Consider the following 26,041-nt stretch of genomic DNA (forward strand, 5'->3'; position numbering starts at 1 on the left):
CCCTCGCCGCAACAGCGTTCGGCTCAATGGTTGCGGGGCTGGCCCAACAAATGACTCATCGCCGTCTTGAGCTTCATCGGCCGCACCGGCTTGTGCATCAAGGTGTGGCCGCGCTCACGGATCTGCTGCTTGAGCTCGTTGCTGTAGTTGGCGGTGATTAACATGGCCGGGATCGCCGAAGCCCGTTGAGCGTTGATACGGGCCACCGCGTCGACGCCGTTCTGATCGTTGTCCAGGTGATAGTCGGCGATCAACAGGTCCACCTCGGCGTGGGCGCAGTCCACCTGGCCCGCCAGGTCCTGCTCCGACAGCGCGGTCACCACCTGGCACCCCCATCCTTGCAATAGCGTGCGCATGCCGGCGCAAATGGCCGCGTCGTTGTCCAGCACCCAGATCCGCGCGCCGCGCAAGCGTTCGAGCATGGGTTCGCTCATGTCCAGGCAGGGCTGCGGCGTGGGCGCGGTGGCGCTCAGAGGCACGTCGATGGAGAACATCGAGCCCTTGCCCGGCCACGAACGCACCTGGATCCGGTGCCCGAGGATACCGGCGATCTTTTCGACGATCGCCAGCCCCAGGCCCAGGCCGCGGTCCTGGTCCGGGCGCTGCACATCGCCGCGCTTGAACTCCTGGAAGATTTCCTCCAGGCGTTCCTCGGCGATGCCGATGCCGCTGTCCCAGACCTGGATCGAGACCTGCCGTCGATGCCGTCGGCACCCCAGCACCACCCGGCCGCTGGGGGTATAGCGGATGGCATTGCTCAACAGGTTGCGCAGGATCCGCGCGAGCAACTGCATGTCGCTGCGCACCAGGACCGAACACGGTACGAAGCGCAGCCCCAGCCCTTCGCTACGGGCCACCTGGGCGTATTCGGCGGCGAGGTTGTCGAGCAGCTCGCTGAGGGCGAACGGGGCGACATCCGCCTTGATCACCCCGGCGTCCAGCTTGGAGATATCCACCAGGGTGCCCAGCAGGTTTTCCACGTCCTGCAGGGAATTGCTGACGTTGCGCACCAACTGCGCGTTCGCCACCGGCTCGCGGCGTTCGAGCAAGGCGCTGGTGAACAATCGCGCGGCATTGAGGGGCTGCAGCAAATCGTGGCTGACCGCCGCGAGGAATTTGGTTTTCGACAGGTTGGCCTGCTCGGCTTCGCGCTTGGCCTCGCGCAAGCGCACCTCCACCCGACTGCGCTCGTCGATTTCTCGCAACAGTTGGTCATTGAGGGTGGTCAGTTCGGCGGTGCGCTCCTGCACCCGTTGCTCCAGGTTCTGGTAGGCCTGGTGCAGCGCCTCGGCGGTGCGCCGCCGCTCGGTGATGTCGCGGATCAGCACGAAGATCCCCACCACTTCGCCGTTGGCCAACCGGTTCGGCACGTAGGAGCGCAGCATGTAGCGCTCCTGGTTGTTGATGTTGGTCTCGGCGAATTCGAACGTTACGCTCTCCCCCGCCAAGGCCCGGACCACATAGGCCTCCAGGCGCTGGTAATGCTGCTCGCTGTGGGCCTCGCGCAGGCTCTGGCCGAGCATCACGCCCCGGGGCCAGCAGTACCATTGCTCGTAGACCTTGTTGGTGAACTCATAGACCAGGTCGGCATTGAGGTAGGCGATCAATGCCGGGACATGGTCGGTGATCAGACGGATCCAGCGCTCGCTTTCACTCAGCGCCTCGGCATGCTGGTAACGCTCGGTGATGTCGGTGAAGGTATTGACGTAGCCGCCGGTGGGCAGCGGATGGGTACGGATCTCCAGGACCCGGCCATCGGACAGGCGTTGCTCGCACTCGTGGATCAACCGACCGTTGCCGTCGCGGCTGGCGGGGGTCAGCAGTTGCAGTTCGCTGTCGGCGATCACCTCGTTGAACGGCCTGTGGGCGGCTACCGGGGCCAGGCCGCTGAGTTCCAGGAAACGCCGGTTCCACAGTTCCAGCACGCCTTGGGCGTTGACCATCGCCACGCCCTGGGACAGGTTGTCCACCGCCCGCTGCAACAGATGGGACTTCTGCGCCACGGCCTGTTCGCGACGCACGGTTTCGCTGAGCTTGACGTCGGTGATATCGGTGAACAGTATCACCCGCCCGCCTTCCTGGGTCGGCCGTTCGCTGACCTGCAACCAGCGCCCGTTCTGCAGCCGGTAGAGCACATGCTCGTCATCCTGCCCGCGGGTTTCCTCGCTGAACAGGCCGTTGGCGGTCATCAGGCGCTTGACCTCGCCAAGACGCATCCCGGCGATGATCCTCACCCGGCTGTGGGCCCAGAACGCCTTGAAGCGGCTGTTGAACAGGACGATGCGCTGCTGTTCGTCGAACAGCACGAAGGCATCGGAAATGCTCTCGATGGCGTCGATCAGGTGCCGGTGGGCCATCTCCGCGCGCAACCTTGCCTCGCCCAGCAAGTGATTACCGGCCTTGAGCTCGGCCATGGCCTGGTTCAGGGCGTCGGTGCGTTCGCGAACCTGCTCGGCCAGGACCACCGAATGCTGGAACGCCGCATACGGGTCGCTGCCTCGGGTCACACCGGACTCCACGCGCTCGATCAGGGCATCGTTGATACGCCGCAACTTGCGGTTTTCGTGCTGCAGCTTGGCGAGCTGCGCCTGCAGCTCAGCGATGGCCGGGGACGCGATGTCGGGCAATGGCAACTCCGGTGAAGGTCTGGTTGATATGCATGCCATTGAACTGTTCTCCATAGGTGTTGAAGCCCATCACCCGTTGTTCACGCAGGAACTGCCCGATCGGCTCCAGGCCGCCACGATCCTCCAGCTCCAGGCGCCGGAGGAAGCAATCGCAGCCGATGGTCAGCAAGAGGTCGCCGAGGCGCGACTTAAGGCCGTCGAACAGGTCTTGCAGGTTGTCCAGCAGAGGCCCCGGGGTCATGGCCGTCAGGACGATGCCGTTCTCCACCGCGCAGTAAAAACTCAGGCTCAGGTCCGGATGCACCTGCTGGATGGCGCGCACGTAGTACTGGTCGTTGATGCGCACCGCCAGCGGATGGGCGGCGAACACCCGGTAATCGAGGTCGCCGACCGGCACGCCGATGTGCCGGGCGTATTCCTCGGCGGCGGGTTCGGCGTTGAGCTCATAGACCCGCCGGGAAGCGCTGTCGGCGCCGGTCACCACCAGTTTCTCCTGGCGGGGCAGGATGTGATGGGTGGTGAACACTTCGAACTCCAGCCAGGTGTTGACCAGCACCACCACGGCGGCGCCGCTGTGGAACTGGCCTTCGAAGTACACGTGGGTGTGGGTGAGGTAATTGTCGTCTCCGGCCGAGCCGCCGAAATGCGGGATGTCTCCCAGGGCGGCACTCAACGCCGCCAGCACCATTTCCTCGCGGCTCGACAGGCCATCGAGCAAGGTCAGCGCGAAGCTGTGGCCCTTGATCGGCGCCAGGGCATTGCTGCGACAACCGCCAGCCAGTCGTTCGACCATCTGCTGGGCGTCGATCAGGCTGAAATGCTCCATTTCACCGATCAACTCGGCGGCGATGGAAAAGTGCCGGTGGTCGAAGCCCACCGCTGTCACGCAGTTGCGCCCGTAGCCCAGGGACGTGATCTCCCCGGCGCTGGTGCACCCCACCAGGCGAATGCCACCGAAACTGCGCGAAAGCGCCTGGCCGAGGGCCGGCAGATCGTATTCGGCTGAACAGAAGAACAGTACGAACCCCAGATAGGGATGCAGCAACTGCCGCGCCAGCTCCTGGGCCACTTGCTGGACGTCCGTTGCCTGGGACATTGCGCTGACCACGCCTTCGTTCCGGGCCTGTGGCATCTTCGCCTCCGACGGGTGCGTGATAGGAGTCTTGAGTGTACGAAGCCGCGCCAGGGCGACGAATGCTACTTGGGTAGCGGGTGCACGCTTCCATGGGAGGAGAACGGTGGCGGTCCCGACCGCGATGCGCACGGTGGGACCGCCACGAAACTGGCTCGATGACTGATCGCTCCCACGCTCCGCGTGGGAGCGATCATGACCTCAGTGTCTCAGGCGCATCGTACAGCCCCGCGGGGTGTGCTTTTCGCCCGGCGAATCGGTGTCACCAGGTCAACACAGCGCCCACCGCAAAGGTATCGGTGTCCTCGTTCTGGGCGCTGGTGTCGTGGCCATTGATTTCGAACTGGTTGTACTCGGCCACGAGCTTGAGGTTGTCGTTGATGTCGTGGAACAAGGCGATGCCACGGGTTTCGTAATCGGCGCCGCTGCCCACCACCCCGTTGCCGTCGTCATCGGTCTTGCCATAGGACAGCGCCAGGCGATTCTTGCCCAGCTTGTACGAGCCCTGCAGCAGGTAGCCCTTGCTGTCGACATTGCGCAACGTGGCTTCGCCCGCGTTGTTGGTGAAGAACGGGTTGATGCCCTTGGCCTGGAATCCGGAGCCGGTGAGCGACAGCCCGCCCATCTTGGCCTGCACGCCATAGCCCACCCCCTTGGAAGTCACGGACTCGACGGTGGTATCGGTGTTGTCCGAGGTCTGGTAGCTGCCGTTGAGCCAGCTGTAGATCTTGGCTCCGGCGAGGTCGAACTGGTAGGTGATCTCGCTCTCGGTGCGTGGGTTTTCCTGGTAGGCCTTGCCGGTGGCGCTGTTGTCGTTGGTGTCCACCGGGTCCATGATCCCCACCGCCATGCGCAGTCCGTCCACCACCGGCGTGCGATAGGTGATCTGCGAGGTGGGGAACGGATAGGGATAGCCGCTGCCGATGTTGCCGAACGACACGCCACCACCGTCCACCAGGCCCAGGGTATCGCTGACCTGGCCGTAGCCGGCCAACAGCTCGTCCAGCAGGATGTTGGAACGGGCGAACAGGCCGAAGTCCTTGCCGATCAATACCTCGCCCCACTCCGGGTTGGCCACGGTGCCGTAGAACTGGCGCACGTCGATGGCGGTGTCGGTGCCGTTGGTTTCGCTGTCGTTGATGGTCACCCAGAACGATGCGCGGGCGCCTAGCTTGAGGTCATCGACCTGCTTGCCCATGTTGAAGCCCAGGTAGTTGGGCAAGAACCCCATCTTGACCCGCGACTGACGACGGTCGAATTGCTCGCCGGCACGATCCACGTCGCTGTTGACGTAGAAAGCATTGATATAGCCGTCGGTGGAAAAAGTGGTCTGGTCCTTGTCGTACAGCATGATTTCAGCCTGGGCCCACGGCGTCAGGCCGAGGGTCGAAAGGCCGGCGATCACCGCAGGCAAAAAACGGTGGCGGGTATTGTTATTGTTGTGCATGGCGCGCTCCGCAACAGGGGACAGGATGTCGGAGGCGATTATCGAAAGGCTGCAGGCCCCGCCATACGCTGCCTTGGGGGCAATTGGCGAGTGCTTTGGAAGCGCCGGGCTGGCGCGGCATTTTGGATGTAAGACGGCGAGGCTGACGGGCGCGGCAGTTTGGGCGTAAGACTGCGTTGTCGGCGGGCGCGGTACTTTGGGCGTGGGCCACTGGATGGCCTGGGAGGGTATAAGGTGGGTGCTCAATACCACCGACCTTGTGGTGAGGAGATTTATCCCCTCACCACAAGGGCCTGCTTTCGCTGGCCTGCGCGGCAGGCCCGCCGCCGTCGCCTCAGAACCTCGGCTTGACGATTTTCCAGTCCGGCCGGTAGCGCTGCATCTGCCGCACATCGTCACGCTGACGAATGCCGCAACGCAGGTACTGTTCATGCAGCAGGCCCAACTGGTCTCGGTCCAGCTCCAGCCCGAGCCCCGGCGCCCGGGTAATTTTCACGCAGCCATCGACGATGGGCAGCTTGCCGCCCTGGATGACTTCTTCGTCCGGCTCCTGCCATGGGTAATGGGTGTCGCAGGCGTAGTCCAGGTTCGGCACCGCTGCCGCCACGTGGGCCATGGCCATGAGGCTGATGCCCAGGTGCGAATTCGAATGCATCGACACCCCAAGGCCGAAGGTGGCGCACATCTTCGCCAGCACCTGGGTGTCGCGCAGCCCGCCCCAGTAATGGTGATCGGCCAGGACGATCTGCACGCTGTCCTGGGCGATGCTGCGACGCAGCTCGTCGAAGTCGGTGACCACCATGTTGGTGGCCAGGGGCAGCCCCGTGCGCCTGTGCAGTTCGGCCATCCCCGCCAGCCCTGGCGTCGGGTCTTCGTAATATTGCAGGTCATCGCCCAGTAACTCGGCCATGCGAATGGAAGTCTCCAGCGACCAGTTGCCATTGGGGTCGATGCGCAAGGGATAACCGGGAAACGCCTGCTTCAACGCCTTGATGCACGACACTTCATGCTCCGGCTCCAGGGCACCGGCCTTGAGCTTGATGCTCTTGAAGCCGTAGTCCTGGATCATGCGCCGGGCCTGGGCGACGATCTGCCGTTCATCCAGGGCTTCACCCCAGCTGTCCGGCGGGTACGGTGAATCGATGTGCTCGGCATACTTGAAGAACAGGTAGGCACTGAACGGCACTTGATCGCGAATCGCCCCGCCCAGCAGGTCCACCAACGGTACGTTCAGGTAACGGGCCTGAAGATCCAGGCACGCCACCTCGAAGGCCGAATAGGCATTGCTCACTGCCTTGCTGGCGTGGGATCCCGGCGCCAGCTCCGCCCCCGCGACGCTCGCCGGGCGGTGGGCCGCCACGGTGGCCTGGACAATGGCCCTCAGCTGATTGAGGTTGAACGGATCCAGGCCGATCAGCTGGCTTTGCAGCTGTTGCTGGATCGCCAGAGCCGGCGCATCGCCGTAACTTTCTCCCAGGCCGATGTAGCCGTTGTCGCTCTCGATTTCGATGATCGAGCGCAGCGCGTAGGGTTCGTGGATGCCGCTGGCGTTGAGCAGCGGCGGATCACGGAAGGCGATGGGTGTGACGGTGACGCGTTTGATCTTCATACAGCGGCTCCCGATGGGCCAGGGTTCAGGGCTTGTGATTTTTCCGATGAGTCGGCGTGGGTCGCTGCTTCGGGCCGACCGGACAACGAGTCAGGCTTGTCCCGACGCGGCGCGGTGCGGGCGAAAAAGATCACCACGGCCGCCACGAGCGAGGTGATGGCCAGCCCGTACAGGCCGCCTTCGATGGAACCGGTGGTCTGTTCCAGGAAGCCGAAGGCCGTGGGCGCGACGAAACCGCCGAGGTTGCCGATGGAGTTGATGAGGGCGATCACCGCCGCTGCGATGCGCGCGTCCAGGTAGCCCTGGGGGATGGGCCAGAACAGTGCCGAGGCCGCCTTGAAACCGATGGCCGCGAAGCAGATCGCGACGAAGGCGAACACCGGACCACCGGTGGTGGACATGAACATGCCGAAGGCAGCGATCACCAGGGTCACCGCGACCCAGGCCTGCTGGAACTTCCAGCGGCTGGCCAAGGCGGCGAAGCCATACATCGCCACGATGGAAATGATCCACGGGATGGAGTTGAGCAGGCCCACCTGGAAATCCCCCAGGCCGCCCATTTTCTTGATCATGCTCGGCAGCCAGAAGGTGGCGCCGTAGATGGTCAGGGCGATGGAAAAGTAGATGAAACAGAACAGCGCGATCTGGCGGTCGGCGAGCAACTTGAACACCGACGGCTTGATGACCTGGGCGGCTTCCCTGGCACGTTGCTCCTCGGCAATGGCGGCGATCAGTACGGTCTTCTCTTCAGCGGTCAGCCACTTGGCCTGGCTGGGGTGCGATTGCAACCAGAACCAGACAAACCCGCACAGGGCGATGGAGGCGAAACCTTCGATCAGGAACATCCATTGCCAGCCATGCAGGCCCATGCCGCTGATGTGCAGCAAGGCACCGGACACCGGTCCGGAAATCACCGAGGCGATGGCCGAGCCGCTGAGGAAGATCGCCATGGCCTTGCCGCGTTCGTTGGCGGGCAGCCATTGGGTGAAGTAGTAGATGATGCCGGGGAAGAACCCTGCTTCCGCCGCGCCGAGGATGAAACGCAAGACATAGAAACTGGTTTCGCCGCGCACGAAGGCCATGGCCATCGCCGCCGCGCCCCAGGTGAACATGATCCGGGTCAGCCAGGCCCGGGCGCCGTAACGTTGCAGCAGCATGTTGGATGGCACTTCGAACAGCGCATAGCCGACGAAGAACAGCCCGGCGCCCAGGCCATAGGCAGCGGCGCCGATGCCCAGGTCGGTTTCCAGGTGGCTGCGCACGAAGCCGATGTTGACCCGGTCGATGTAGTTGACGATGAACATCACCACCACCAGGGGCAGGACATGACGTTTGACCTTGGCGGCAGCGACCGCGAGGGTGCTGTCATGCGTGGAGTCCGACAGGTTGTTCAAGGGAGCCTCCCATTCATTGTTTTTGTGGAGAACGGCCCGATGATGGACGGCTGGTATTGTTCCCGTCTAATCTAACTTGGCACTTGATTGATACCTGGATTGAATCAATGTTTGAACTGGCCCAACTGCGCTGCTTCACCACCGTGGCGACCGAGCTCAACTTCCGTCGCGCCGCCGAACGGCTGAACATGACCCAGCCGCCCTTGAGCCGGCAGATCCAGTTGCTGGAGCACCACCTGGGGGTCGAGCTGTTCACCCGCAGCACCCGCAGCGTCGCGCTCACGGCCGCCGGCCGGGCTTTCTTCATCGAGGCGCAGAATCTCCTGGAGCAGGCGCAACAGGCCGCCGTGGCCGCCCGGCGGTTCGCCCAGGGCGATATCGGTTCGGTGACGATCAGCTTCGTCGGCAGCGCCGTCTATGAGTTCCTGCCCAGGGTCATTGCCGAGGCACGACTGAAACAGCCCCAGGTCAAGATTGTCCTGTCGGAAATGAATACCTACCAGCAGCATGAGGCCCTGCGGGCCCGGCGGATCGACCTGGGCATCGTCCGCTCCCCGCTACTGGAGACCGGCTACGCCACCGAGTGCCTGGTACGCGAACCCTTCGTCCTGGCGGTGCCTGCCGGCCACCCGCTAGCCCGCGCCGACTCCGTGAGCGTCCAGGATCTCGACGGCCAACCGTTCCTCATGTACTCCCATACCGCCTACCCGCCCTTCAACGAACTGCTTACCGGCATGCTCCGCTCGGCCCGGGTCGCGCCGCAATTCGTGCAGTGGCTGGGCTCGTCGCTGACGATCCTGGCGCTGGTCAACGCCGGCATGGGCCTGGCGCTGGTGCCGCGCTGCGCCACCAGCGTGGTGTTCAAGCATGTCGTATTCCGTGAAATCGACCTGGGTGAAGGGGTGCAGAGCGAACTGCACCTGGTATGGAGAGAGGACAACGACAACCCGGCGTTCACCATGTTGCTGGACGGCATTCGGGGAGCGGTTCGCGAGGGGCTGTGAATGCGCCGCCAGCCCAGGAAGGCCCTCGCAGTATCGTTGTCCCTCCCCGGTGTCCTCTGACCAGACCTCGCCGATTTCACAGATGGCCCGGCTGTACGACTATTCCCGTAGCCTTCGGCAAGTTGTACGATGACCGACGAGCACAATTCAAGCAAAGTGCTCGTGCATTGCCGATACCTACAACAACAAGGAAATCTTCATGAAAAAAGCGACATTGATCGTCAGCTTCTTATGCCTGTTCAGCGGCTACGCAGCGGCAGCCACCTCATCGGCCGAACAGGAAGTGGCCCAGGCCGTCGACCACCTGACCCAGGCCATGCTGCACAAGGACATCCCGCAACTCCAGGCCCTGGCCGCCGAGAACCTGACCTATGGGCATTCCAGCGGCAACATCCAGGACAAGAAAGCCTTCATTGCCGACATCGAAACCGGCAAGAGTGCGTTCAAGACCCTGGAAATGAAGAATCAGAAAATCATCCTGTCGGGAGACACCGCCCTGGTGCGTAACCACTTTTCGGCCCAAGCGCTCAAGGGCACCGAAGTGGTCCCAACGGAAATCGAGAACTTCCAGATCTGGCAGAAGCAGAAAGACGGCAAGTGGTTGTTGATCGGTCGTCAGGCATTCCGGTTCTGATCGCTGACCGAACGCAAACCTGATCGCTTCATTGTGGCGGGGGGGATTTATCCCCTCGCCACAGGTTTTTGCTTCAGGCTTCGGCCCACTGCTGCCGGTACGTCAACAGGAAGTCCACGAAAGCACGCACCCGTTGCGGCACATACCGGCCGTGAGGATAGAGCAACGTAAACGGACGGGATCGGCCACTGTAGGGTTGTAGCACCTCCACCAGGCTCCCATCCGCCAGTTCCTTTTCTACAATGAATCGATACGTCTGAAACAACCCTGCCCCATGCCTGGCCAGGCTGACCCCACCCAGCACATCATCCGAACAGCAGTAGCCGCCCTGGCCGAACACTTCGCGCTCCCGGCCGTCGACATTGAACAACCAGGAGATGCGACGACCGCTGCTGGGCAATTCGAACTGGATGCATTCGTGAACGTCCAGGTCTTCCAGGGTCTGTGGGGTCCCGGCCCGACGCAGATAGTCCGGGGAAGCGATGACCACCAGCTTCGCATCTTCCAGCAGGCGGGCGATCATGGAGGAGTCCGGCTGGGCCCGCACCCGGATAGCCAGGTCGTACCCTTCGGCCACGAAATCGATGTTGCGGTTGCTCAAGTGGACGTCCACGCTGACTTGCGGATACAGCGCCCGAAAGGTCGGCAATAATGGCAGGATGCGGTGGTGACCATACGTGGTGGGCAAGCTGATGCGCAGTTGCCCGGACGGTACCGACTGCGCCCCCATCATTTCCTGCTGCGCCTCCACCAGTTGCGTCAACGCCTGGCGGCATTGCTCGAAGTAGGTCCTGCCGGCTTCGGTCAGGCGGATGCTGCGGGTGGTACGCACGAAAAGCCGGGAGCCCAGGCGCTCTTCCAGGCGAAAGACCGAACGGCTCACCGCCGCGGGGGTTACCCCTGCCAGTTGCGCCGCAGCGGTGAAACTGCCCGCCTCTGCCGCCAGGCAAAACAGTTCTATGCTGCCCAACTGCAGGTCTTCGAAATGACGTTTCATGATTGATTACACCGCGTATCAACTGAATATGCCGAGGCCCTGTTTATCAGCCTGTGGCGTATAAATACAGTGAGTTCGTTGACGTGGGAATTTCTCCTGCGTCTTTTTGATCAGCAGGAGTGCGACATGCCTTTCGTCAATGTGCGAATTACCCGAGACGGCGTTACCCGCGAACAAAAAGCCCAGGTGATCGCCGAAATCACCGATACCCTTCAGCGCGTACTGGGCAAGGATCCACACCTGACCCATATCGTGATCGAGGAAGTCGATACGGATAACTGGGGGTACGCGGGAATGACGACGACCCACTATCGAAGTCTTCCCAAGGAATGACAGATCCCTTCCGAGCCCGGTCCATTGACCGGGCTTTTTTCTGCCTGCCAGTCTGACAAATCCATGGGAACGAGCTTGCGTTGCCCTTGCCACTCATTACATGAGGTATCAACTCAAGTACCAGAACCCATATTTATCAAGCATCGATGCAGCAATACCCTGACCACAACCACCGCCCACACGGGCGCCCGGTTCCATTCAATGTGATCAGGAGTCAATCATGAGCATCAACAAAACCGTCATCGTCACCGGCGCGTCCAGCGGGATCGGCCTGGGCCTGGTCAAGGCATTCCTGGACCGGGGTTATAACGTGGTGGGCAATGCGCGCTCCGGGGCCGGCCTGGACAATGCCGCCGCCCTGCTCGGTCATCCGGCCGCCTTCATCGGCGTGGTGGGCGATATCGCCGATCCTTCGACCGCAACGGCACTGGTCGAAAGAGCCATCGAGGCGTTCGGCGCCGTCGACGGATTGGTCAACAACGCCGGCTTCTTCCTGCCCAAGCCCTTTGTCGAATACAGCCCCCAGGACCTGGACGCGTTGCTGGACACCAACCTCAAAGGGCTCGTCTTCGCCAGCCAGGCCGCGGCCGCCCATATGATCAGCCGCCAGCAAGGTTTCATCATCAACATCTCGGCCGCCGTGGCCCTGCAGCCCAACATCCAGGTACCGGCGGCGTTGCCGGTGCTGATCAAGGGCGGCGTCAACCAGATGACCCGCGCCCTGGCCCTCGAGCTGTCGCCCTACAACATCAAGGTCAACGCCGTGGCCCCCGGGATCGTCGACACACCGATGCATGATCCGGCGCACCGCGAGTTCCTCAACGGCCTGGCCCCGGCCGGACGCGTAGGCACCATCGAAGAGATCGCCCAAGCCGTGCTGTACCTGGCCAGCGCAGACTTCACCACCGGCGCGATACTGCCAGTGGACGGCGGCATGAGCACGGGCAAGTGGTAATAAAGAAAAACCCCGGAGGCAGGACCTCCGGGGTTTTCATGACGCACTGGATTCAGAGCGTGTAGGAGATGCCGGCCTGCACGGTCCGCGGAGCGCCCGGGTAGGCGTAGACGCCACCGAATGCTCCCTCTTCGTAGTCGGCATCAAACAGGTTCTTCAGATCCAGGTTGAGGCGGATCCGCTCGTTGACCTTGTAGAAACCGAGCAGGTCCACGACGCTGTAGCTGTCCATGCTAAAGGTACTGGCCGCGGTATTGCCGGCCCGCTCGTCGACGTACCGGGCACCGACACCAAGGCCTAGGCCCTTGAGGCCACCGTCCTGGAACTCGTAGACGTTCAACAGGCTGAAGGAGTTCCTGGGCACGTTGAGCAAGCGGGTGCCGGACGGGATGCTGGTGTCCTTGGTCACTTCGGCATCCACATAGGCGTAGCCACCGATCATTCGCCATTGTGGTGTCAGGTTGCCCGCCACATTCAAGTCGAAACCGCGGCTGCGCACTTCGCCGGCCGCCACTTTGAAGTCCTGGTCCAAGGGATCGGGGGTCAGTACGTTACGCTTTTCGATCTGGTACACCGCCGCATCGACACTCAACTGGCGGTCCAGCGCTTCCCACTTGACGCCCATTTCGTAGGACTTGCCCTCCTCCGGCTTGAACCCACCGCCTGCACGGCTACGGCCAGTGTTAGGTTTGAACGAACGGGCGGTATTGGCATACACCGCCACGGTGTCGGTCAGGTCGTAGATCACGCCCAGTCGTGGAGTGGTCGCGTTATGGCTGGCATCCCAATCCCCATTGCGGGTGGTGAAATTCTCGTACCGATGCTCGAACCGCTCGATGCGCGCGCCGGCCAACACCTTCAAGCGCTCGGTCAGCGCCACCTGGTCCTGGATGAATACACCCAGGGTCTTGAGGTTTTCCTGGTCATTGGTCGGCGTGCGGGTCAACGCCGGGCGTGGCTGGCCGTACACCGGATCGAAGATGTCGATCGGGTAGGCACCGGCGGCGCCGGAGGAACGCTGGATGATGGACTGATAGTCGTAGTCTTCGTACTCGATACCGGTCAACAGTGTGTGTTCGAACCCTGCGGTGGAGAAATGCCCGGTGAGGTTGAGCTGGGTGTCACGATCGGTCCACTCCAGCTTGCGGTAGTTGAAGTTGCGGCCCAGGGTGCGCCCGTCGGCAGCGATCCCGTTGCCCTCCACCGCGTTGCCCTGCAAGGTGCCGTCGAGCCACTGGGTTCCGCCAGCGAGGGTCCAGTCGTCGTTGAGCATGTGCTCGAAGCGTACCTGCAGCATGTTGTTGTCGTTGTGCAGCTTGCCGGCGTCCTTTTCGCCGAAAAACGTATCCCGCGACGCAGTGCCGCGCTGGCCGGCGTAATGGGTCAGGCCACGGTCCAGCGGCGCATTGTTGCGCATGAAATCGCCTTCGAAGGTCAGGCGCGTGGTGTCGTTGACCTGCCAGGTGACCACGGGCGCAATGCCATAGCGCTCGGTCTCGACGTGATCGCGGAAGGTATCGCCGCCCTCGCCGATCACGTTCAACCGGTAAGCCAGGCGGCCCTCTTCGTCCAGCGGTCCGGAGGCATCCAGGGTGCCACGACGCATGCCCTGGTCATTGACCTGGCTGCCCAGGGTCACCGTGCGCTCGGCCAACGGCTGCTTGGACACCACGTTGAAGGTACCGCCCGGATCGCCACGACCGTAAAGCATGGTGGCCGGGCCACGCAGGACCTCCAGCCGCTCGATGGTGTTGGCGTCGGGCATGTTCGGGTAGCCACGGTTGATGGGGAAACCGTTGCGGTAGAACTCCCCCGTGGTAAAGCCGCGCACGGTAAACGTGGTCAGGCCCTGGCCACCGAAGTTGTTGGCCCGGCCTACGCCGCCGGCGTAATCGAGGGCATCCTGCAGGCGCGTGGCACTGAGGTCTTGGACCACGTCGCGGGATACCACGGAAATGGACTGTGGCGTTTCATGAATCGCGGTGTCGGTACGGGTGGCACTGGCCGAACGGGTGGCGTGATAGCCCTTCACCGGTCCCTGTGCCGATTCATAGTCGGCGCTACCGACGATATCCGTGGCTTGCAACTCAAGGGAAGCCGGCTTGGCAGGGACTGGCTGTTCAGCCCAGGTGGAAACGGAATAAGCCTGGAGCACACACAGTGAAACGAGAATCCGACGCATCGATGCACAATCCTAATGGAAAAAAGCCTCCGCATCGGGAGGCTGACAAGAATGTGTCGCGAACGATACAGCAACTCATTTCTGTTTGATATCTATTCCCATTAGCGAAAATATTTTTTTGTGACCGGTCAGTCCGTCATCGCGAGCAAGCTCGCTCCCACAGGGATCTTCGGTGCCCCCCGGCTCTGCTCCGTGGGAGCGAGCTCGCTCGCGATGGCGCCAGAACAGTCTCCCCATGCTCTACTGGCCCGCCACAATCGATTCCTGCTCCACCCGCTGGAAGAACACCTGCGCACGATGATCCTGAGTATGGGCCACATTCAACCGCAACCAGTCGCACGCCTCCCCTTGGGGCAGGAACGTCGAACCCAGGGACAACTGGATCTGCAATTGCCGGGCGATCTGCTGCACCCGTTGTGCCGTCAGGTACCGAGGCCTGGCCCAGACGAACATCCCCCCCATCGGCTCGGCAAACACTTCCCAGTGGGCCGGGTCCAGGTGGCGCAGCGTACTTGCCATCTGCTTGTTCAGACGCTGGCGCAAGCGCTGGATCAGCTTGCGATAGGCACCGTTGGCCAGCAATGTCGCTACCACGTTTTCCGCCAGCAGTGAGCAACCGATGCCGGTAATCATCTTGACTTCGGCCAGACGCCGGATGATGTCGGGCTGGGCGACCACATAACCGATGCGCAGCGAACTGGACAAGGTCTTGGAAAAACTCGCCAGGTAAATCACCCGGTCCAGTGCATCCAGGGAGGCCAGGCGGGACGTCGGGCCATTCTGGAAATCGGCGTAGATGTCGTCTTCGATGAGGCGAAAGTCATGGGCCGTCGCCAGTTGCAACAGACGATAGGCCACGCTCGGCGCCAGGCTGGTGCCGGTGGGGTTCTGGTACATGCTGTTGATGAAGAAATACGAGGGTTTGTGCTCGCCGAGAAGCTGTTCCAGGCGGGCGATGTCCGGGCCTTGGGCGGTTCTCGGCACCGCCACGGTCCTGACCCCCTGCAACTTCAGCAGATTGAACAGGTTGTAGTAGCCGGGACTTTCCACCAGTACCAGGTCGCCGGGCTTGAGCAGGGTTCGCACCAACAGGTCGAGGCCCTGGCTGGCGCCTTGGGTGGTGATGATCTGTGCCGGGTCGACGTGAATGTCGATCAGGCCCAGGCGTTTTTGCAGTTGCAGGCGCAGATGATGCGAGCCCAACGGGCTGCTGTAGTTGAACAATGCGTGGTTGTCGCTGCGCACCACCTGGCGGATCGCCTGGCCCAGGTCGGTATCGTCGCGCCAGGCGTCGGGCAGCCAGCCGCAACCGAGCTTGAGCTGCGTCGACGCGTTGTCGAACAGCGACCACGGCCCATCCCCCGGCTCTGTGTCCGGCTCGGCGGCGCGGGCCGCCTGTTGCGCCACGAAGAATCCCGAGCCGTGGCGGGACTCCAGCACCCCACTGGCGACCATCTGGTCGTAGGCCTTGATCACGCAAGACAGGCTCACGCCGTTTTCCCGGGCCAGGGAACGAATGGAGGGCATCCGCGCGCCAGGACGGATGTGCTGGGCGTGTATCCACTCCCCGAGGTGTGTCACCAGTTGCCGGATCACTGGGGTCCCGGCATTGCGATCGATGTTCAAGTCCATGGCGCGTGCCCTTGGCGGTCTCGTGGCTCAAGTGTTTCCATAATTCGAGGGAACAGTTAAACACAAAAGGCACCGTTCTGTTCCTTGTCCGTCTGCGGCCCGGACTTGATAGTCCCTCACACGTGCAGACCATCAGGACATACGCTTGAACACACCGGATCGACACTCATGGGGACTGGCCTTCGGCCTTTGCCTGATCACCCTGGCGGTCAACCTCCAGGCGCCGCTGTACACCACCTATGCGCAAGCCTCCGGCCACGGTGCCGGGGCCACGGCGGTGGCATTCTCCTGTTATGTGCTGGGGGTGCTGCCGGTCCTGCTCGCCCTTGGCGGCTTGCCCGACCGGGTCGGGCGCAAGCCGCTGATCCTGGTCGCCCTGGGCCTGTCGATGGTGGCCACCGTGATGACCTCGCTCTGGCCGAACCTGATCGCCCTGGGACTGGCGCGCCTGATGATGGGACTGGGTACCGGATTGGCCTCGGCGACTTCCACCGCCTATATGAGCGAACTGCTGGCGAATGGCGACCCACGCGCCTTCGCCAATCGGGTCACGGCCAGTACGTCCCTTGGGTTCGGCCTGGGTGCCGCCCTGACCAGCCTGTTCCTGTTGGTATATCCCAGCGTGGTCCCCGGCAGTTTCTGGTTGCAGCTGGCCATGGCCACCGTGGCGATCGTGGTGGTATGGCGACTGCCGGACCCTGCCGCAAGGAACCGCCATGCGCCAATGCTACGCCTGCCCCTGTTCCCGGCCGGCAGCCTGCCCTACAGCTTCTCCATGCTGCTGGCCTGGGCCACCTCGGGCCTGGTCATCGCCATCCTGCCGTCGGTGCTGGCAACCCATGATCTGCAGCGCTGGTCGGGCCTGTCGACGTTCACCGTGATCAGTTGCGGCCTGCTTTTCCAGCCCTGGGTACGCCGCCTGCAACCGGCCAGGGCCACGAGCCTGGGCCTGTTGATCCTGCCTGCGAGCTACGCGTTGCTGGCCTGGGGCGCGAGCGTCGGCTCCCTGCTCGCCGTGTTGGCGGGAGCATTGGGTGCCAGCAGTGCTTGTTACGGTTTCCTGTACCTGGGCGGGTTATCAGCCGTCACCGCCATGGCCGGCATGGAAAAGGCGCGGGTCACCGCGGGGTTCTTCCTGTTCGCCTATGTTGGCTTCAGCATCCCGGTCGTGGTGACCGGGCTGTTGGCGGATGGCTTCGGCGCCAATGTGGCGTTGATACTGTTTGGCATAGCGTTGAGCGTCGGAGCGTGCGTCACCGGGCTGGTCGTCGTTCGGACGCAGGCCAGCGTGGCCAGTTTCTCCCATGGATAACGCAGAAACCCTGTGGCGAGGGGATTGATTCCCGCGCCACACGGTGGGGTCGACTTGACGGCTGATAGTCCCAACGACCGTCTCGGTAAAGTCGTATACCATATCCCCATCTCAGCCATCCGACCGCCGCCGTGACTTTATCCAAGTTCAACCTGCCCGACCTGGGCAATACTCCCTCCACCTCGGAAATCATCACCCGCCACCTGCGCGATGCCATCGTGGCCGGGCATTTCGCCGAGGACGAACCGATCCGCCAGGACGACATCGCCCGGCAGTTCAACGTCAGCAAGATTCCCGTGCGCGAAGCCCTCAAGCGACTGGAGGCCGAAGGGCTGGTGATGTTCCAGCGTAATCGCGGGGCAATGGTGACGCGCATTTCCGAGGCAGAACTGGCACAGATGTTCGAGGTGCGGATGCTGCTCGAAGACAAGGTGCTGCGCCTGGCGATTCCCAACATGACCGAAGAGACCTTCGCTCGGGCCGAGGGCATCTGTCGCGAATTCATCGGCGAAGACGACGTGGGGCGTTGGGCCGAACTCAACTGGCAATTGCATGCCTGCCTGTACGAGCCGGCGCAGCGGCCGTTCATGGTCAGCCTGATCCGCTCGGTGCACGACAAGCTGGAGCGCTACCTGCGCATGCAGATGAGCCTGTCGGCCGGCAAGGAACGCGCCGACCACGAACACCGGGAGATCGTCGACGCCTGCCGGGCCGGGGATGTAGAGCGGGCCGTGAAACTGCTGGACGAACACATCGCCGGTGTCTGCAAGACCCTTTTCGAGTTCCTGCCGTCCAGTCATTGAGGGACCGGCGCTGTGCCGATTTCGTCATCGGCGGCGGATAAAAGCATCAAGCCGCCGGCCCCCGGCACGGGCGACGCTTGCGTTCACTCATCTGAATGGACGTGGCCCACCCATGAAGCGCATCACCGTGATCGACTCCCATACCGGCGGCGAACCGACCCGACTGGTCATCGACGGGTTTCCCGACCTGGGCCAGGGCAGCATGGCCGAACGCAAGCAGCGCCTGGCGAGCCTGCACGACGCCTGGCGCACGGCCTGCGTGCTGGAGCCGCGCGGCAGCGACGTGCTGGTGGGCGCGCTGCTCTGTGAGCCGCAGGACCCCAGCGCCTGTGCCGGAGTGATCTTCTTCAACAACAGCGGCTACCTGGGCATGTGCGGCCACGGCACCATCGGCCTGGTGGCGTCGCTGGCCCACCTGGGACGGATCGGGCCCGGCGTGCACGCCATCGAAACCCCGGTGGGCACCGTGCAGGCGACCTTGCACGAGGACCGCTCGGTCAGCGTGCGCAACGTGCCCGCCTATCGCTACCGCAAGGCGCTGACCCTGGAGGTTCCCGGAATCGGCCCGGTGACGGGTGACGTGGCCTGGGGCGGCAACTGGTTTTTCCTGATCGCCGACCACGGCCAACAGGTGGCGGGCGATAACCTCGACGGGCTGACCGCCTACACCTATGCCGTGCAGCAAGCCTTGGAACAGCAAGGCTTTCGTGGCGAAGACGGCGGCCTGATCGATCATGTCGAGCTGTTTGCCGATGACCCTGACGCTGACAGCCGCAACTTCGTGCTCTGCCCCGGCAAGGCCTATGACCGCTCCCCTTGCGGCACCGGTACCAGCGCCAAGCTGGCGTGCCTGGCCGCGGACGGAAAGCTGCAAGCGGGCCAGACCTGGCGCCAGGCGAGCGTCATCGGCAGCCAGTTCGAAGGTTGCTACGAAACGGCGGGCGAACGCATCGTACCGACCATTCGCGGCCGGGCATTCATCAGCGCCGAAGCCTCGCTGATCATCGAGCCGGACGACCCGTTCGCCTGGGGCATCCGTCCGTGAGCGAGGGCGCCGTTGCCGACGTGATTGTCATCGGTGCCGGCATCATCGGCGCCGCCTGTGCCCGGGCGCTGGCCCAACGAGGCGTGCGGGCCCTGGTGCTGGACGCCGGTTGGCACGGCGCCACTGCCGCCGGCATGGGCCATTTGCTGGTGCTGGACGACAACCCGGCGGAACTGGCCCTGAGCCAATATTCGCTCGGCCGCTGGCGCGAGCTGGCCGATGCCCTGCCCCCAGGCTGCGCCTGGCGCAACAACGGCACCCTGTGGCTGGCGGCCAATCCCGAGGAAATGGCGGTGGCCCACAGCAAATACCTGAACCTGCTGGCCCATGGCGAAGCCTGCGAGTTGATCGGCCAGGCCAGCCTGCAGCAGCGCGAACCTGGGCTGCGCAAAGGCCTCGAGGGTGGCTTGCTGATCAACGGCGACGCCATCCTCTACGCTCCGGCGGCCGCCCGCTGGATGCTGGACAATCCGCTCATCGATCAGCAGCGCGCTCAGGTCGTCGAAGTGGATGGCCGGCGGGTACGCCTGGACGACGGTCGCTGGCTGCGCGCCGACGCGGTGATTCTCGCCAACGGCATCCAGGCCACCGACCTCTGCCCGGAACTGCCGATCGAGCCGAAGAAAGGTCACCTGCTGATCACCGATCGTTACCCCGCCACCGTTACCCACACCTTGGTTGAACTGGGTTACGTCACCAGCGCCCACAACGCCAGCGGCCCTTCCGTGGCGTGCAATATCCAGCCCCGACCGACCGGCCAGTTGTTCATCGGTGCGTCGCGGCAGTTCGGTACCGTCGACCCGCAGGTAGAAGGCTGGATGCTGGCCAGGATGCTCAAGCGCGCCGTCGAGTACCTGCCGGGGCTGGCGCAACTCAACGGCATCCGCGCCTGGACCGGTTTTCGCGCCGCCAGCCCGGACGGCCTGCCACTGGTGGGGCAACACCCGCAGCGCAAGGGCTTGTGGCTGGCGGTGGGCCATGAAGGGCTGGGGGTCACCACCGCACCGGCCACGGCCGACCTGCTGGTGGCTCAACTGTTCAACGAAACGTCACCGCTGGCGGCACGCCCCTACCTGCCGCAGCGTTTCCTGGGAGAACCGGCCCATGCCTGAATTATTCCTCGATGACCGGCCGCTGTCGGTCGCCACTGGGACCAGCGTCGCGGCCGCCCTCGCCCTGGGTGCGGACGGCTGCAGCCGGACCTCGGTCAGCGGACAACGCCGCGCGCCGTTGTGCGGCATGGGCATCTGCCAGGAATGCCGGGTGCTGATCGACGGCCAGCGGCGCCTGGCCTGCCAGACGCTGTGCCGCGATGGCATGCAGGTGCGAACCCGACCATGAACCAAACCACCGACCTGCTGATCATCGGCGCCGGCCCCGCCGGCATGGCCGCAGCCCTGGCCGCCGCCGGCAGCGGCGCACGGATCGTGCTGCTGGACGACAACCCGTCACCGGGCGGACAGATCTGGCGCGACGGGCCCCAGGCCAACCTGCCGTCCGCGGCGCGACGCCTGCGCGCCCGACTGCAGGCCTGCGCCAACGTGCACTGCCATGCCGGCACCCGGGTGATCGCGGAGGTTGGCGACAAGACCTTGCTGCTTGAAGATGCCGAACGTGGCTGGCAGATCACCTATGAGCGCCTGGTCCTCTGCACCGGTGCACGCGAACTGCTGCTGCCCTTCCCCGGCTGGACGCTGCCCGGGGTGACCGGTGCCGGCGGCTTGCAGGCATTGATCAAGGCTGGCTTGCCGGTACGCGGCGAACGGCTGGTGATCGCCGGCAGCGGGCCGCTGCTGCTGGCCAGCGCCGCCACAGCCAGGCACCAGGGCGCGCAGCTCGTGCGGATTGCCGAGCAAGCCAAGCGCAGCGCCGTGGCCGGTTTTGCCGCACGACTGCCGCGCTGGCCGGGCAAGTGCCTGCAAGCTGTCGCTCTGTTCGACCGACACTACCGCACCGACAGCCATGTGCTGCAAGCCTATGGTCATGATCGGCTCGAAGGCGTGCGTCTGCTGCAACAGGGCAAGACGATAGAGCTGGCCTGTGATCGCCTGGCCTGTGGTTTCGGACTCATCCCCAACACCCAGCTCGGCCAGGCCCTGGGCTGCGAGCTGGCTGGCAATGCCCTCGCGGTGGACGCCTGGCAAGCCACCAGCCGCCCCGAACACTACGCCGCCGGCGAATGCACCGGTTTCGGCGGCAGCGAGCTGGCGCTTGTGGAAGGCAGCATCGCCGGGCATGCGGCGGTGGGCGATACCGTCGCGGCCCAGGCGCTGTGGACCCGTCGCCGCTACTGGCAAGGTTTTGCCACGACCCTGAACAAGGCGTTCGCCCTGGATGACAGGCTCAAGTCATTGGCCCAGGCAGACACCCTGGTCTGCCGCTGCGAGGATGTGCCCTTTGGCGAGTTGACGGGCCATCGGAACTGGCGCGAGGCGAAACTCGCCAGTCGCTGCGGGATGGGCGCCTGCCAGGGCCGGGTCTGCGGTGCCGCCCTGGAACACCTGCTTGGCTGGACCCCGCCGGTGCCGCGTCCGCCTTTCAGCCCGGCGCGAATCGAAACACTGCTGGACCTGGGGGCCTCTTCGAGCGACTGAGCCTGCCTGCGATTGCGGCGTGACAGCCACCCGATTTTCGAACGACACTGCGCTATCGCGAGCGTCCTCGCGCCCACTCCAAGACGATGCCGGCCATGTACCCCTCGTTCACTTCTTTCCCGCCCTGCGACCTGGACACCCTGCTGCACAGCCTGCAACCCATCGCACCGTTGCTCGATACCCTTTCGGACGTGGTGTTCTTCATCAAGGACAGGCAGGCACGTTATGCCTTCGTCAACCAGACCCTGGCCAGACGCCGCGGCTTCAAGCACAGCGGCGATCTGCTGGGGCTCACCGCCGAACAAGTCTTCCCCGAACGATTCGGGCCGCTGTACACCGAACAGGATCGGCGGGTGCTGGCAAGCGGCCGAGAGCTGGCGGACCAACTCGAACTCCACCTGTACTACGGCAACCAACCGGTATGGTGCTTGACCCACAAGCTTGCCCTGCGCGATGCCGATGCACGGATCGTAGGCCTGGCGGGCATTTCCCGGGACCTGCAATTGCCCCAGTCCAGCCACCCGGCGTTCCAGAAACTGGCGGCGGTGGATGCCCATATCAAGCAGCACTTCGCCCGCGCCGTCAGCCTGGCGGAACTGACCGCAATCGCCGGCTTGTCGGTGGCGCAACTGGAGCGTCACTGCAAACGCATCTTCCAGCTCACGCCCCGGCAGATGATTCACAAGGCGCGCCTGGAAGAAGCCTCGCGGCTGTTGCTGGACAAGGACCTGCCCATCACCGAAATCGCCCTGCGCTGTGGCTATACCGACCACAGCGCCTTCAGCCGTCAGTTCCGCGCCTTGACCAGCCTTTCGCCCAGCCAGTATCGGGAGAACCAGCGCTGAATTGTTCCCTCTCGGGGCACGAGCGCGCCGCGCTGCTCCTATCTGTAACACCCTGGACCAGGTTCGCCCACGGCCTTGTAGGGCGCCTGTTTGAGCGAAAGCCCTCTAGATCAACCCTCTGACGCGTCGCCAGGCGACACAGCCTGAACAGGCATGGGGATTGCTTATTTAATATCGTATACGAAATCCTCAATACGATATTTCAACGCACCCATTCGACAGCGAGGCATCTATGAAGAACCCTGCATTGGCCGTAGCGTTAAGCGTTGTACTGACCCCTCTCCTTGTTTCCCCGGCCCAGGCCGACAAGCTCGACGACATCATCGGTTCGGGCAAGCTGCGTTGCGCCGTGACCCTGGACTTCCCGCCCATGGGCTCGCGCGATGAAAGCAACAAACCGGTAGGCTTTGACGTGGACTATTGCCACGACCTGGCGAAAGTCCTGGGCGTGGAAGCCGAAGTGGTGGAGACGCCCTTTCCGGACCGCATCCCGGCGCTGATTTCCGGCCGCGCCGATGTCATCGTCGCATCCACCTCCGACACCCTTGAGCGGGCCAAGACCGTTGGCCTCACCGTGCCTTACTTCGCGTTCCAGATGGTAGTCCTGACCCGGGACAACACCGGCATCAACAGCTACGCCGACCTCAAGGGCAAGGCCCTGGGCAATACCAGCGGCACCTACGAGGCCATCGCCCTGGAAAAGGACCAGAAGAGTTGGGGTAGCGGCAGTTTCCGCGCCTACCAGTCGCAGAACGACACGCTGCTGGCCGTTGCCCAGGGGCACATCGATGCCACCGTGGTGACCAACACCGTGGCGGCCGCCACCATCAAGTCGGGTAAATACAAGAACCTGAAGATCGCTGGCGACGCACCTTATGTCATCGACTACGTCTCCCTCGGTGCCAAGCGCAACGAGTATGGCCTGATCAACTACCTCAACCTGTTCATCAACCAGCAAGTGCGCACCGGGCGGTACAAGGAGCTGTTCACCAAATGGGTCGGCACTGACATCCCGCCCACCGACCTGACCGTTCCCCAGGTCTATTACTGAGGAGCGGCGCATGCCAAGCACGCCTGTGCGCATCGAAGGACGTTGCCTGGTGGAGGGAGCCGCCCAGGGCACCCTGCTCTTCGCCGACGTGGGCCTGAGTTTCTGGGGCGGTGTCGACCCGGCCAGCGGCGAGGTCATCGACCGCCATCATCCGCTGAGCGGCGAGCGCCTGGCCGGGCGCGTGCTGGCGATTCCCGGCGGACGCGGCTCCTGCACCGGCAGCAGCGTGTTGATGGAACTGATCAGCAACGGTCATGCCCCCGCCGCCCTGGTGCTTGCCGAGGTGGACGAGATCCTGGCCTTGGGCGTGCTGGTGGCGCAGGTGATCTTCCAGCGTTCATTGCCGGTGGTCTGCGTTGGACGCGAAGCGTTCGAGCGCTTGCGGGGCCAGGGTTTCGTGCGTGTCGAAGACAACCGCCTGACCCTGTCCGGCCGTCGTCCCGACGATGGCTGGCAAGGCCGCGAGGGATTTACGCCGTCCTGCACACCGACGCACATCCAGCTCACCGAACGGGACCGGGCCTTGCTCGATGGCACCCACGGCAAGGCCGCCCAGGTGGCGATGCAGATCGTGCTGCACATGGCCGGGATCCAGGCTGCCACACAACTGCTGGACGTGACCCAGGCCCACATCGACGGTTGCATCTACACAGGCCCGGCGAGCCTGCGTTTCGCCGAGCAACTGGTGCAGTGGGGGGCAAAGGTCTGCATCCCCACCACCCTCAATGCCATTTCCGTGGACCAGCGCCGCTGGCGAGAACTGGGGGTCGATCCGGCGCTGGGCGAGCCGGCCAGCGCCCTGGGGGATGCCTACATGGCAATGGGCGCGCAATTGAGCTTCACCTGCGCACCCTACCTGCTGGACACCGCTCCCAAGGTCGGCGAGCAGATCGTCTGGGCCGAGTCCAACGCAGTGGTCTACGCCAACAGCGTGCTGGGCGCCCGCACTCAGAAGTACCCGGATTTCCTCGACATCTGCATCGCCCTGTGCGGCCGCGCGCCGTTGTCCGGCTGTCATCTCGACGCCCAGCGCGAGGCTCAACTGATCATCGACGTGCCGGCCATGGAGGTCGCCGACGACAGCTTCTATCCGCTTTTGGGCTATCACATCGGCCACCTGGCGGGCCGGCGAATCCCGTTGATTCGTGGCCTGCAAAATGCCGCTCCGACATTGGACAACCTCAAGGCCTTCGGCGCCGCGTTCGCCACCACCAGCGCCGCGCCGCTGTTCCATATCGCCGGGGTGACCCCGCAAGCGTTGGACCCCGACGCATGGGATCAGGCCTTGCCGCTGGAAACCGTGGCCATCGCCGGCCTGCTTGCCAGTTGGCGCGAGCTGAACAACGCCAGGGACAACCACGTGGATGTGGTGTCCCTGGGCAACCCGCATTTTTCCCTCAGTGAGTTCGCCGCACTGGCGGCGCTGTGCGCGGGACGCCGCAAACATCCGCACGTGGTGCTGGCGATCACCTGCGGCCGCACCGTGCTGGAACAGGCCCGGGCCGCGGGGCATATCGAGCCCCTGGAGGCCTTTGGCGCAACGCTGGTCACCGATACCTGCTGGTGCATGCTGGGCGAACCCGTCATCCCGCCACGGGCCACCACGTTGATGACCAATTCCGGCAAATACGCCCATTACGCGCCAGGCCTGGTGGGACGCGGCGTGCACTTCGCCAGCCTGGCCGAATGCGTCGAGGCAGCCTGCACCGCCGCCACCGGCGGACAGCCGCCGCGCTGGCTGCAACCTGCCACTGGCCGAGGATCCCGCCCCCATGTTTGACTACAGCTTCCAATGGCGCCCCGCCCTGCGGGCCCTGCCCGACATGCTCGCCGGCGCCTGGGTGACGTTCGAGACCGCCGCCCTGTCGATGATCTTCGGCGTGCTGATCGCCCTGGTCCTGACCGTGATGCGCCAGGCGCGCAACCCTCTGCTGCGGGGCGTGGGCAATGGCTGGGTGTCCATCGCCCGCAACACGCCCTCGCTGTTCCAGATCTACATCCTCTACTTCGGCCTCGGCTCCCTCGGCCTGCATGTCAGCTCATGGCTGGCGCTGCTGGCCGGGATCACCTTCAACAACGCCGGCTACCTGGCGGAAAACCTGCGCGGCGGTCTCAAGGCGGTACCCGATACGCAGATGCGCGCGGCCCGCTCCCTGGGCATGAGCGCGTCCCAGGCCTACCGGATGATCATCGTCCCGCAGTTGTTGCGCATCGTGTTCTATCCGCTTACCAACCAGATGGTCTGGGCGGTGCTGATGACCTCCCTGGGCGTGGTCGTCGGCTTGAACAACGACCTCACCGGCGTGACCCAGGAATACAACGTCAAGACGTTCCGGACCTTCGAGTACTTCGCCCTTGCGGCGCTGCTGTATTACCTGATCGCCAAGGCGATCGTCGGATTGGCCCGGCTGCTGTCCTGGCGTCTGTTCCGTTATTGAGGGTTCG

22 protein-coding genes are annotated in these 26,041 nt (G+C 63.9%); 14 read left to right on the forward strand and 8 right to left on the reverse strand.

Annotated elements, in window-relative coordinates:
• Nucleotides 1-23: 23 nt before the first annotated feature.
• The 5 genes from nahK to BT179_RS11015 form a co-directional block, all read right to left on the reverse strand.
• On the reverse strand, nt 24-2,666 hold the full coding sequence (gene nahK, locus BT179_RS10995; protein ID WP_256343726.1) for a hybrid sensor histidine kinase/response regulator NahK/ErcS': 2,643 nt from the start codon (nt 2,664-2,666) through the stop codon (nt 24-26).
• On the reverse strand, nt 2,596-3,759 hold the full coding sequence (gene nosP, locus BT179_RS11000) for a nitric oxide-sensing protein NosP (protein WP_072431038.1): 1,164 nt from the start codon (nt 3,757-3,759) through the stop codon (nt 2,596-2,598). Before nosP ends, nahK begins: the two co-directional genes overlap by 71 nt.
• 262 nt (nt 3,760-4,021) lie before the next feature.
• Nucleotides 4,022-5,206 carry a porin gene (locus BT179_RS11005; protein WP_072431039.1) on the reverse strand — a complete coding sequence of 395 codons (1,185 nt, stop codon included), beginning with the start codon at nt 5,204-5,206 and terminating at the stop codon, nt 4,022-4,024.
• A 334-nt stretch (nt 5,207-5,540) separates the two neighbouring features.
• Nucleotides 5,541-6,815, reverse strand: a complete 1,275-nt coding sequence (locus tag BT179_RS11010; RefSeq protein ID WP_072391422.1) for a glucarate dehydratase family protein — start codon at nt 6,813-6,815, stop codon at nt 5,541-5,543.
• On the reverse strand, nt 6,812-8,209 hold the full coding sequence (locus BT179_RS11015; protein WP_072391419.1) for an MFS transporter: 1,398 nt from the start codon (nt 8,207-8,209) through the stop codon (nt 6,812-6,814). Before BT179_RS11015 ends, BT179_RS11010 begins: the two co-directional genes overlap by 4 nt.
• A gap of 107 nt (nt 8,210-8,316) precedes the next feature.
• Here BT179_RS11015 and BT179_RS11020 point away from each other — a divergent pair, with 107 nt between their 5' ends.
• Together BT179_RS11020 and BT179_RS11025 are read left to right on the forward strand one after the other, a co-directional pair.
• The gene (locus tag BT179_RS11020) at nt 8,317-9,213 is read left to right on the forward strand and encodes a LysR family transcriptional regulator (protein ID WP_072391416.1); all 897 of its coding nucleotides are present in this window, start codon (nt 8,317-8,319) and stop codon (nt 9,211-9,213) included.
• Between the two features lie 199 nt (nt 9,214-9,412).
• Complete coding sequence (locus BT179_RS11025; protein ID WP_072391413.1) at nt 9,413-9,847, forward strand: nuclear transport factor 2 family protein; 435 nt, start codon at nt 9,413-9,415, stop codon at nt 9,845-9,847.
• 73 nt (nt 9,848-9,920) lie between these two features.
• Here BT179_RS11025 and BT179_RS11030 read toward each other — a convergent pair whose 3' ends face one another.
• Nucleotides 9,921-10,844 carry a LysR family transcriptional regulator gene (locus tag BT179_RS11030; protein ID WP_072431040.1) on the reverse strand — a complete coding sequence of 308 codons (924 nt, stop codon included), beginning with the start codon at nt 10,842-10,844 and terminating at the stop codon, nt 9,921-9,923.
• 126 nt (nt 10,845-10,970) lie between these two features.
• On the opposite strand from BT179_RS11030, the gene BT179_RS11035 reads away from it, so the two are divergent.
• Entirely contained in the window at nt 10,971-11,177 is a 207-nt protein-coding gene (locus tag BT179_RS11035; RefSeq protein WP_072391406.1) for a tautomerase family protein, read from the forward strand.
• Between the two features lie 220 nt (nt 11,178-11,397).
• Nucleotides 11,398-12,132 carry an SDR family NAD(P)-dependent oxidoreductase gene (locus tag BT179_RS11040; RefSeq protein WP_072391403.1) on the forward strand — a complete coding sequence of 245 codons (735 nt, stop codon included), beginning with the start codon at nt 11,398-11,400 and terminating at the stop codon, nt 12,130-12,132.
• Between the two features lie 52 nt (nt 12,133-12,184).
• On the opposite strand, the gene BT179_RS11045 is transcribed toward BT179_RS11040, so the two are convergent.
• Together BT179_RS11045 and BT179_RS11050 are read right to left on the reverse strand one after the other, a co-directional pair.
• Nucleotides 12,185-14,314, reverse strand: coding sequence for a TonB-dependent siderophore receptor (locus tag BT179_RS11045; RefSeq protein WP_072431041.1), 2,130 nt, complete (start codon nt 14,312-14,314; stop codon nt 12,185-12,187).
• Between the two features lie 240 nt (nt 14,315-14,554).
• Nucleotides 14,555-15,946: an aminotransferase-like domain-containing protein gene (locus tag BT179_RS11050; RefSeq protein WP_072431042.1), complete on the reverse strand. Its 1,392-nt coding sequence runs from the start codon at nt 15,944-15,946 to the stop codon at nt 14,555-14,557.
• Between the two features lie 145 nt (nt 15,947-16,091).
• Here BT179_RS11050 and BT179_RS11055 point away from each other — a divergent pair, with 145 nt between their 5' ends.
• From BT179_RS11055 to BT179_RS11100, 10 genes are all read left to right on the forward strand, one after another.
• Nucleotides 16,092-17,258 (forward strand): MFS transporter, encoded by a 1,167-nt coding sequence (locus tag BT179_RS11055; protein ID WP_072431043.1) that lies wholly within the window; start codon nt 16,092-16,094, stop codon nt 17,256-17,258.
• Nucleotides 17,259-17,389: 131 nt separating this feature from the next.
• Nucleotides 17,390-18,061, forward strand: a complete 672-nt coding sequence (locus tag BT179_RS11060; protein WP_072391391.1) for a GntR family transcriptional regulator — start codon at nt 17,390-17,392, stop codon at nt 18,059-18,061.
• A 112-nt stretch (nt 18,062-18,173) separates the two neighbouring features.
• Nucleotides 18,174-19,106, forward strand: coding sequence for a 4-hydroxyproline epimerase (locus BT179_RS11065; RefSeq protein ID WP_072431044.1), 933 nt, complete (start codon nt 18,174-18,176; stop codon nt 19,104-19,106).
• Nucleotides 19,103-20,218 carry an NAD(P)/FAD-dependent oxidoreductase gene (locus BT179_RS11070; RefSeq protein ID WP_072431045.1) on the forward strand — a complete coding sequence of 372 codons (1,116 nt, stop codon included), beginning with the start codon at nt 19,103-19,105 and terminating at the stop codon, nt 20,216-20,218. Before BT179_RS11065 ends, BT179_RS11070 begins: the two co-directional genes overlap by 4 nt.
• Nucleotides 20,211-20,447: a 2Fe-2S iron-sulfur cluster-binding protein gene (locus BT179_RS11075; RefSeq protein ID WP_072391381.1), complete on the forward strand. Its 237-nt coding sequence runs from the start codon at nt 20,211-20,213 to the stop codon at nt 20,445-20,447. The genes BT179_RS11070 and BT179_RS11075 overlap by 8 nt, the downstream gene beginning before the upstream one ends.
• Complete coding sequence (locus BT179_RS11080; protein ID WP_072431046.1) at nt 20,444-21,700, forward strand: NAD(P)/FAD-dependent oxidoreductase; 1,257 nt, start codon at nt 20,444-20,446, stop codon at nt 21,698-21,700. The genes BT179_RS11075 and BT179_RS11080 overlap by 4 nt, the downstream gene beginning before the upstream one ends.
• Nucleotides 21,701-21,795: 95 nt before the next feature.
• The gene (locus BT179_RS11085; RefSeq protein WP_072431047.1) at nt 21,796-22,545 is read left to right on the forward strand and encodes an AraC family transcriptional regulator; all 750 of its coding nucleotides are present in this window, start codon (nt 21,796-21,798) and stop codon (nt 22,543-22,545) included.
• Between the two features lie 232 nt (nt 22,546-22,777).
• Nucleotides 22,778-23,596: an ABC transporter substrate-binding protein gene (locus BT179_RS11090; RefSeq protein WP_072391372.1), complete on the forward strand. Its 819-nt coding sequence runs from the start codon at nt 22,778-22,780 to the stop codon at nt 23,594-23,596.
• Nucleotides 23,597-23,606: 10 nt separating this feature from the next.
• Nucleotides 23,607-25,376 (forward strand): cis-3-hydroxy-L-proline dehydratase, encoded by a 1,770-nt coding sequence (locus BT179_RS11095; protein WP_072431048.1) that lies wholly within the window; start codon nt 23,607-23,609, stop codon nt 25,374-25,376.
• Nucleotides 25,369-26,034, forward strand: a complete 666-nt coding sequence (locus BT179_RS11100; protein ID WP_072391361.1) for an amino acid ABC transporter permease — start codon at nt 25,369-25,371, stop codon at nt 26,032-26,034. The genes BT179_RS11095 and BT179_RS11100 overlap by 8 nt, the downstream gene beginning before the upstream one ends.
• The last annotated feature ends 7 nt before the right edge of the window (nt 26,035-26,041 follow it).

Origin of the sequence: Pseudomonas sp. NFACC43 (assembly GCF_900119645.1) — a bacterium.
Taxonomy (GTDB): Bacteria; Pseudomonadota; Gammaproteobacteria; order Pseudomonadales; family Pseudomonadaceae; genus Aquipseudomonas.